This window comes from Bacteriovorax sp. DB6_IX (assembly GCF_000447775.1).
Taxonomy (GTDB): domain Bacteria; phylum Bdellovibrionota; class Bacteriovoracia; order Bacteriovoracales; family Bacteriovoracaceae; genus Halobacteriovorax_A.
This window is the reverse complement of the sequence record NZ_AUNJ01000305.1, coordinates 1-8,523: the sequence shown is the minus strand read 5'-3', so window position 1 is coordinate 8,523 and position 8,523 is coordinate 1. Positions and strand designations below refer to the sequence as shown.

8 protein-coding genes are annotated in these 8,523 nt (G+C 38.0%); 2 read left to right on the top strand and 6 right to left on the bottom strand.

The annotated features are described in order from the left end of the window. Nucleotides 1-136 precede the first annotated feature (136 nt). Complete coding sequence (locus M901_RS09065; protein ID WP_021277893.1) at nucleotides 137-964, top strand: enoyl-CoA hydratase/isomerase family protein; 828 nt, start codon at nucleotides 137-139, stop codon at nucleotides 962-964. A 2-nt stretch (nucleotides 965-966) separates the two neighbouring features. Here M901_RS09065 and M901_RS09060 read toward each other — a convergent pair whose 3' ends face one another. The 6 genes from M901_RS09060 to M901_RS09035 all read right to left on the bottom strand — a co-directional run bounded on the left by M901_RS09060 (nucleotide 967) and on the right by M901_RS09035 (nucleotide 7,350). After that, the gene (locus tag M901_RS09060) at nucleotides 967-1,878 is read right to left on the bottom strand and encodes a mevalonate kinase (protein ID WP_021277898.1); all 912 of its coding nucleotides are present in this window, start codon (nucleotides 1,876-1,878) and stop codon (nucleotides 967-969) included. A gap of 10 nt (nucleotides 1,879-1,888) precedes the next feature. Next, nucleotides 1,889-2,977, bottom strand: coding sequence for a diphosphomevalonate decarboxylase (gene mvaD / locus M901_RS09055; protein WP_198295377.1), 1,089 nt, complete (start codon nucleotides 2,975-2,977; stop codon nucleotides 1,889-1,891). Next, the gene (locus M901_RS09050; RefSeq protein ID WP_021277892.1) at nucleotides 2,946-3,968 is read right to left on the bottom strand and encodes a GYDIA family GHMP kinase; all 1,023 of its coding nucleotides are present in this window, start codon (nucleotides 3,966-3,968) and stop codon (nucleotides 2,946-2,948) included. Before M901_RS09050 ends, mvaD begins: the two co-directional genes overlap by 32 nt. Nucleotides 3,969-3,982: 14 nt before the next feature. After that, on the bottom strand, nucleotides 3,983-5,299 hold the full coding sequence (locus M901_RS09045; protein ID WP_034721557.1) for a hydroxymethylglutaryl-CoA reductase, degradative: 1,317 nt from the start codon (nucleotides 5,297-5,299) through the stop codon (nucleotides 3,983-3,985). 9 nt (nucleotides 5,300-5,308) lie between these two features. Continuing rightward, nucleotides 5,309-6,325: a type 2 isopentenyl-diphosphate Delta-isomerase gene (locus M901_RS09040; protein ID WP_021277897.1), complete on the bottom strand. Its 1,017-nt coding sequence runs from the start codon at nucleotides 6,323-6,325 to the stop codon at nucleotides 5,309-5,311. A gap of 83 nt (nucleotides 6,326-6,408) precedes the next feature. Beyond that, nucleotides 6,409-7,350 (bottom strand): phosphatase PAP2 family protein, encoded by a 942-nt coding sequence (locus M901_RS09035; protein ID WP_021277899.1) that lies wholly within the window; start codon nucleotides 7,348-7,350, stop codon nucleotides 6,409-6,411. A gap of 52 nt (nucleotides 7,351-7,402) precedes the next feature. Here M901_RS09035 and M901_RS09030 point away from each other — a divergent pair. Next, a partial coding sequence (locus M901_RS09030) for a methyltransferase (protein ID WP_021277895.1) occupies nucleotides 7,403-8,523 on the top strand: 1,121 nt, incomplete at its 3' end.

Genomic DNA, 8,523 nt, shown 5'->3' with positions numbered 1-8,523 from the left:
AAAAATAAGAAAGTCTCGTAGATTTTTTTGACATTGTGTTTTTATCTATTAGATAATTTTTCTACGGATCGAAGGAATTGATCCAAAAATATCGGAAGATATCCTAGAAAAAAAGAGAAGAACCAAGGAAGGTCACATGTCTCATTTATTCAATTATAAAACCTTTACTATTTCATTAGATCGCGAATTAAAAAACTGTAAATTGAGAGTGCAAAACGATACTGAGTCATTTAGCTCTTTAAAGTTTATCGATGAATTAGAAAAGTTCTTTGATTGGATGACAAGTAAGACAGAGATCTCTTCCCTACTGATTGAAACGAGCGCTGATAGCTTTGAGCTCTTATCTAAGAATGACTTAAAACTTCTTGATGAGAATGCTGTCTTCAATTACTTAAGAAAAGTTCAGCGACTTAGCTGGGGACAAATTGTTCTACCACAAACTATTGTGTGGAACTTTCAAGGCTCTGCAGACTTCTTAGCTCTGGAACTTGCAAGTGGCGCCGATATAAGAATTGCCCACCCATCTTTTACAATGGCCTTTAATACACTCAACAAGGGTATTACACCAATGGCCTCTGGTTCATCACTTATGGGAATTGTGACAAACCAATCAATAGTCAAAGCAAATCTCCTATCAAATAAAGTTGAGAATGCAACAAATCTCTTACAATTAGGACTTATTCACCAAGTCTCATATAATGATGAAGTAAGAAAGACCTTAAAGAATATTGCTGAGCAATCTCCTATTGCGAGAATTCAATTCAAGAGATCTATTAATGATCAAATTATTAGAGATATTGATGATCTTATGGCCAATGAAGTTTCATTTGCCAAGGCGGCCTTAGCGATTGGTGACTGGAAGAGATGGGCCAATGAGTCAGAATTTGCCAACCCAAGAGAGTTCTCAAAGATTTTAAGAAGAACTCCAACGATAGAGCAAGTTAACGAAAGGGCCCTTGCTTAGTCCTAGAATCTAAACAGAGGTCTAACTTCATGGTTTGAAAAATCTTCAGGTAGATTCTTGAAGTTATTTGTAATACCAAGAATGAAGCCACCACCACCGGCACCACAAAGCTTGAGATAGTAATCACCTGTATTGATTCCTTCTTCCCACATCTCTTTATAAAGTTTAGGGATCATGGCCTGAAAATGCTCATATTGAAAGATAGAGAGTTCCTTATACTTTTTCATAAGCTCTTCTGTCTTACCATCTAAGAAGAGATCAATACAATCATTTGAGATCGGACTTAAAACTCTATCACAAAGATAGGCAAAGTCTTTTGAAGAGCACTTCTCTAAGAAGAGATTCACTAAAGGCTCAGTTCTTCTGGCCCTTCCTGTATTTAAGAGGAATATTCCTCCATCTCCCTTGTCATAACTAGGAACATCAACACTTTTAAGTGCACCATCCCCTATAAGAACTGGCGTATTGAGATAACTAATTAGGGGATCAACACCTGAGCTTGATCCATGAAAGTGCGACTCTAGTGTACTAAAGGCCTGTTTTAAAAAGGAGATATCAGCTGATTGTTCTGGTGTTAACTTTCCATATTGACTGAGGATAGCTGCACATAGAGCTCCAGAGCTTCCGACACCATAACCTTGTGGTATAGACGATTCAAAAATTAAACCACCAGAAACATCAAAACCAAAAGAGCTTGCATCAAACTCAAACTCTAATTCATTCTTATCTTGTAGGCGTTTAATATACTTAGAAAAGGTACTAAGCTCATTATCCACACCACGGGCCTTATCCTTAGGGAAGACCAGCTTTCCATCAAAGAGAGAATAAGGAATAGCTAAGGCATTAGATTTTCTAATGACAGAGTACTCGCCAAAGAGAAGAATTTTTGCATTGAAGTTCTTTGCATCTAACACAATTGACCTACTATAGCTTTACTGGCCCATTACCCATATGATCATGAATAACCAAACCTCCCTGAGTCAGAGGAGTAATTTCTTCCTCAATAAACTTCAGGACAGTACTCTTTTCAGATTGAGGATAGAGAATATGAACATTAGGTCCTGCATCCAAAGTGAAGCAAACCATTGTCCCAGTATCTTCTCTAAACTTTCTAATGCGATTAATCGCTTCAAGTGTATTGGTGGCCATCAGAATAAAAGATGGTCTAGAGTTCATCATAAGACCATGAAGCTCTAAGGCCTCAATCTCTACAACTTCAGCAAAGCTTTTAAAGTCACCTTCTTTAAGGGCCTTAACAAGTGTTGCAATATTGTGATGAGCACTCTCAAAACGCGTTTGAGCAAAGGGGTGATTCTCCATAAGAGCGTGACCAGCGCGAGAGCTTACGGCCTTCTCACCACTTGAAATAATGGCAACTGAATCACAGATATTTTCAAAAAGTGGAGCGAAGTCAATATATGGACTTGCAAACTCATTGACACTACCTAGCTCATAAGACTCTCCCCATGATGCCATCTTTGCAAAGACAGATCGAGAAGCTGAGCCAGAACCAAGGCGCGCAATATAAGAGGCCTTATTTAAAAAGTCTTCTTCAGAAGGTTTCGTCTTCAATAATTCTCTTTCAAAATCACAAAGACACATGGCCAAGGCACTCATACTCGAGGCCGAAGAAGCGATCCCTGATGAATGAGGAAAGGTATTAGATGACTCAATATCTAGGTGATACAGAGGCAAGTAAGGAAACTCTTCTACAATTGACTCTAAGAATTTTTGAATCTTATTGGCAAAGTCAGTCTTCTCATTCCCTTCAAATTTAAATGTCAGAGAAATCCCTTGAGTGTCTTTCTTTGAGAATTTCACTCTCGTACTTGTATGGGCCTTATCTAGTGTAATACTCAGAGAGGGATTGCGAGGAAATTGTCTTCCAAATTTTCCCCAATACTTTACCAGGGCAATATTAGATGGAGAAGTATGGCCAACGCTATACTCATTGGCCTCGAGATTATATTCTTCAATTGAATTAGTGAACATTGTATTCGGTACTCTTTTCATTAGGAGTTAGAATTAACTCTTTATATGGGATAACAACTTTAAGACCTTTATCAGCAAAGTACTCATTAACATAACGACGTCCCTCTACAGATGAGGCCATAATGAAGTCTCCACCCCATGCTCCAAGAGATTTAATCTCACCTTTAAAGTCAGCAAAGAGCCTCTCTTTAACAGGTGTCATATTGAGATTCTTTCCAACGATTTCTTCATGGGCCTTAATACAGAAATTGAACTCTTCAACTGTTTTTGCCGTGGCCATCTCATCAGTCAAGCGAGAGATCGCTTCAATTACTTCAGGGGCGTGTGGTCTCTTTTGGTTATAGTACTCAATTGCACTACGAGAGTTCTGCTTTCTATCTAAATAGATAAAGAAGAGATTCTCTTTAAATGGTGGATCAAAAATGACAGGTGACCAATTAGGCCCTTCACTTGTTCTGTGATAGAGAATTGGCCCATCACTTTGAGCACAAGCAATATCATAGCCAGAACCACCAAGAGTTTCAAAAAGAAGCTCAAAAGGAGAAACATAGGCCCAGTCAGCAATATTATGAATGAGAGTAGAGCTCGAACCGAGTCCCCAATCAAGTGGAAAACCTAATTGAGTTTCTACGTGGACATCCTTACCTTCTCTAAGAAAGTGTGTATTTTGCTTTCTAACTTGTCTTAAAATCTTTTGTAGAACTATCGCCTCAGGTGTTGGTTCTTCATCTAAAATATTAAAATGCCAAAACTCAAAGCATGTCTCAAACCAAAGATTTCCCGCAGGATCATAAGACTTCCAATAGAGCTTTGGATCAAAAGATGATGAATACTTAACAGATAGGGACTGTCCAACTTGCGTTGGTAATCCTAAAGACTTTGCTCCATCAAGAACGAAGTACTCTCCACTAAGAAGTAATTTTCCATGACCATAGAAGTATTGATCTCTTTCTGGAACCTGAATAATTCCACTTTGATCATAGTATTTTAGTAGATGCTCTACATTTTGCATTATTAACGTCCCTATTATTGTAGTGCTCGAACACTCTCAAGTAAGTCCCTAACGGCCTTAAAAGAAACAACCTTGTGTTCAAATTCTTTTCTTACGATTTCTTTTTCATTATCAGTGGCCTCAAGTTGATTGAGGATATTCATCAGGTGCATTTTCATATGTCCCTTTTGAATTCCACTTGTCACAAGACTTCTGATAGCAGCAAAGTTTTGAGCAAGTCCAACACTAGCTGTAATCATCATAAGCTCTTTTGCACTTGGATTATTAAGCATATCAAGTGACATTTTTGCTAATGGATGAAGAGCTGTTAGCCCACCAACAGTCCCAAGGGCCATTGGAATTTCAATCTCAAAACGAAACTTCCCATCATAGACATGTGTCTTTGTTAAACTTCTATATTGTCCATCTCTAGCAGCATGGGTATGCCCACAGGCCTCAACAGCTCTAAAATCATTCCCCGTTGCGAGAATGACTCCATCAATTCCGTTAAAAATACCTTTATTGTGAGTTGTTGCTCTATGAACATCAATCTGAGCGATTCTTACTGCACGAGTAAACTTGTCCACAAACTCTTGAGCCGACATTTCATGGCTTGGCTCATATAACTCTTCAATCCCACACTCAACCCATGCCTTAACAAGACAATTTGGTGTGTAATTAGAAAGAATACACATGACAACTTGAACATCTTTTTCTTCATCACTAAAGAAGTCACAGGCCGGAATATTCTCTCTTAAAAATGAACCAATAGATTCAAGAACAGAGTTAATAAAGTTAGCCCCCATCGCATCACAAGTCTCAAAAGAGGCCTTGATCTGATAGTAGTTGTCCTCGTGCTCAGTCATATCAACTAAGCTCATACTCTTAAGACCACCACCACGCTTTTCCATATTCTTTGTTAATGGCGTGACGTGCGCCAGGATATTCTCATAATTCTCATCAAAGAACTTTTGAAGTTTCGCTGTCTCACCTTTCCACATGAAATGAACTTGACCAAGCTTCTCAGTATCAATCACTTGAGCTCTAAATCCTCCACGAGATGTCCAGAATTTTGCGGCCTTTGAAAGAGCTGCAACAACAGAACTTTCTTCAATAACCATTGGCACCATGTGAATTTTGTCATTTAAGAGGAAATTAGGAACAACCCCATAAGGGCAATAGAAATTTGTAATTGTATTTTCACTAAATTCGTCGAAGATTCTTTGTGAATCAGGGTTGTCATGCCAGAATGCTTTGATTTCGCTCTTTACCCTCTTGCTACCTGAAAAATAATTCTCAACAAGATAATCAATTTTTTCAACCTTACTTAATTTTGAAAAACCAGAAATCATTTTCAAAGCTTACTCCTTCACAGCTTTAACTGTGAGAAAATTATTGGCAAACGAAAGCCCTCGACATAGTTGGGAAACATAATCACGTAGTGAATCAATTCCCTCATCTGCATAACTTAGAAATGGCGAGGCCATTCCAAAAACAGCATTCCCCTTAGATAATTGAGTCAGAAAATACCCATCCAAATAGGTTCTCACTCCACCTGATATGATGAAATTTGAACACTGGATTTCGCTTCCTGAATTCTCTAAGATTTTGTTGGTTTCCAGTACCATGTTTAGCGCAGTATGTCCAACATTGGTAAGGCCAGTATGTAAAGATAAGTCACTAGAATTACGCAATATTTCCAACTGTGAAAAGTTTGTCCCACCATAGGCGGCAAACTCAATAGCATCTATTGGAAGCTTCATCAATTCATAGAGACTTGCAGGCCCCATTCCCTGTCCCACTTCCTTTACGATAACTCTTAAGCTCGAGAGCTCTAGAAAATTCTTTATCGTCTCAAGGGGAGAAACTGAGATAATATCACCTTCAGGCTGGAACCACTCCTGAAGAGGATTTATATGAATCATCAGACCATCGGCCTGGAGATTTTTGACTATATTTTCAATCTTAGAAACTTCATCGCGATCAAGAAGTTCTTGAATCTGGGCCACACCAAGATTGGCATAGAAGGGTGAATCCCCCATATGAGCTCGAAGATTAAAGTCTTCAAAGAACTCTTCACTATCTAGTAGCATACGACATGAACCAAGTCCCATCCCCAGACCAAATTCACCGGCCACTTTTGAAAGGTTTTGGTTAATATGCCTGGCCTTTCCCGTTCCACCTGTCATTGAAGATATCCAAATAGGAAATTTCAACTTCTTGCCAAGAAACTCCATGGCCATATCATCACCACGACCTGGATGAGGACATAGCAAAGGCTCATAGTGAAATCTTTCATCTATTGTAGAATGTAGGGTTTGAGATTTATTCGTTAGCTCAATATGCTCGAGCTTTCTATCTCTATTTTCTGTGACCATAAGGCGTCAATGTAGCAAATTCTTGACAATTTTACTAGTTTTATAATTTTGACGCGACCCAAAGTAACTGAATATAGAAGAAACTAGAAACGCCACTTGCGATTTTTTCGCACTTCAAGAGTCTGGGGAATAAATTTGTAGCTCAACCAGTAACAGAACGCAGCAAATGGAATCGCACAAAGTACATCCAGTGTGTAGTGATACTTCAGCCCAAGAGTTGCCTGGATCATACCTAAACAAAAGAAGAGGAAGATATAGCGGTAGTGGTTCTTTATTTTGAACATCCAAATTGTAATTAAAATTGAGATACCGGCATGGCCAGATGGGAAGCAATCAATAAAGTTAGGATGTGATTGATAAACAAGATGATTAAAATACTTTCCAACAAATGACATCGGCAGGGAAAGCTCACTCATTAAATCGATATAGTACTGAGGTCCTGTAACGGGAACGATCAAATAGAGAAGATAGTTGAGATTGAAAAAAATAAGAACAGAGCCAACTAAACGACCGATCTTGGCCTTATTCCTCTCACTCAATTGAGAGTAATAGAAAAAGCCACCAAAGAAAGGAAAGAGATAATAAGTCATATATGAGATTTGCAAAAAATCATAATAGAGCCATTGGTAGCTTCCAAAGATATTCCCACTCACAATTTTAATAAAAGAAGCGACAGGCATAGAATAGAGCCAAAGATCAAAAGCGGAGAAGATATCATCATAGCGAAGAAGATCACCAGAGAGTTGGTCCAAAAGCCCTACCAGGTAGTAGTTTAAAAGAATTGTAATGGTAATAGAAATTGCCGTAAGTGCAAAAATTATCAGGGAACTTAACTTTGCGATTCTATCTCTTAGTAAGAAGAAAATAAGGGAGAAGAGAACAGGATAAATGGCCTCGAGAAGAGGTCCCCCCATAAAGAAGGAAATAGCAAAAAGAAATGTATTAAAGATCGATGTTGCAAGAGCTAATCTTCCAAGACCAAAGTCTCTTCGATATTCTTCCCATTCCCTTTTGTTATTTTCCATTCAAAACATTATAAAATCATAGCACATCACAAATATTTTACTAGAGTTGATTATGACTTCCCCATCTTACGATTTTTTCCTTATCTGCTTACCTGGTCTAGAAGACTACGCTCTCAAAGAGCTTGAACTTAAGAAGGACCTCTATGAACAAGAATTATTTCATCTCAAAAAGACAAGCGGAGGAATTGAATTCTCAACCCATGAATTAACTCAAGGTTTCAATGTCAATCACTACTCTCGTATTGGAACAAGACTTCTGTTGAGAATAGATCAATTTAAGGCCAGAGACTTTCCAAAACTCTTCAACAAACTCAAAAAAATAAACTGGAATGAATATATCTCTGGTTCAACTCCAGATTTAGTATTCCATGCTCAAAACTCTAAAATCTTTGATGAGAGAAAGGCCAAAAAATGCCTCCATGATGCCATGGAAGCTGTTTTTGCGGCCAATGCTCCAAAGAAGAAATACTTGGAGAACCCTTGGCAAACGAATCCAAAAGTTTATATGCGCTTTATGGATGACACATGTACTTTGAGTATTGATACAACGGGTGAAAGAATAGATAAACGTGGCCATAAATTACTCTCGGCAAAGGCCCCCATAAGAGAGTCAATTGCTGCGGCCATGTGTCTTCACAATAAGGAACTAATGAGTAAGCAGCTGCACTTTAGCAAATTTAAGAGCGTGGTTGATCCGATGTGTGGTAGTGGAACTCTCCTTTTAGAGTATCCAAATTGCTTTGACATCAATTATGACCGATACTTTCTCTATCAAGATTTTCCTAAGATTCAATTAAAGAAAATTCGAGTTGAAAACCAACAAGACTTTAAAATAATAGGTCGAGACCTTAGTGCTGAAAATATTGAGAGTGCCAAAAAGAATGCCATCAATTCATCTATTGAAAACTTTGATTTCAATGAAGTCGACCTCTTTAAAAATAATGAAGACTATAGTCAGTCCTTAGTTGTCATTAATCCTCCTTATAATAAGAGAATTAAAGTAGAAACTAATATTCACAATTTCATCAATAGAGTCATTGAGCATCTCGTTCAAAAAAACCAGGCCAGACTTATTTCACTTGTCATGCCAGAAACATTTAAACTCGAGGTTCCCAAGAATATGAAACTAATCGTGAGTAAGAGTATTAACAATGGTGGAATTAATGTGAAGTT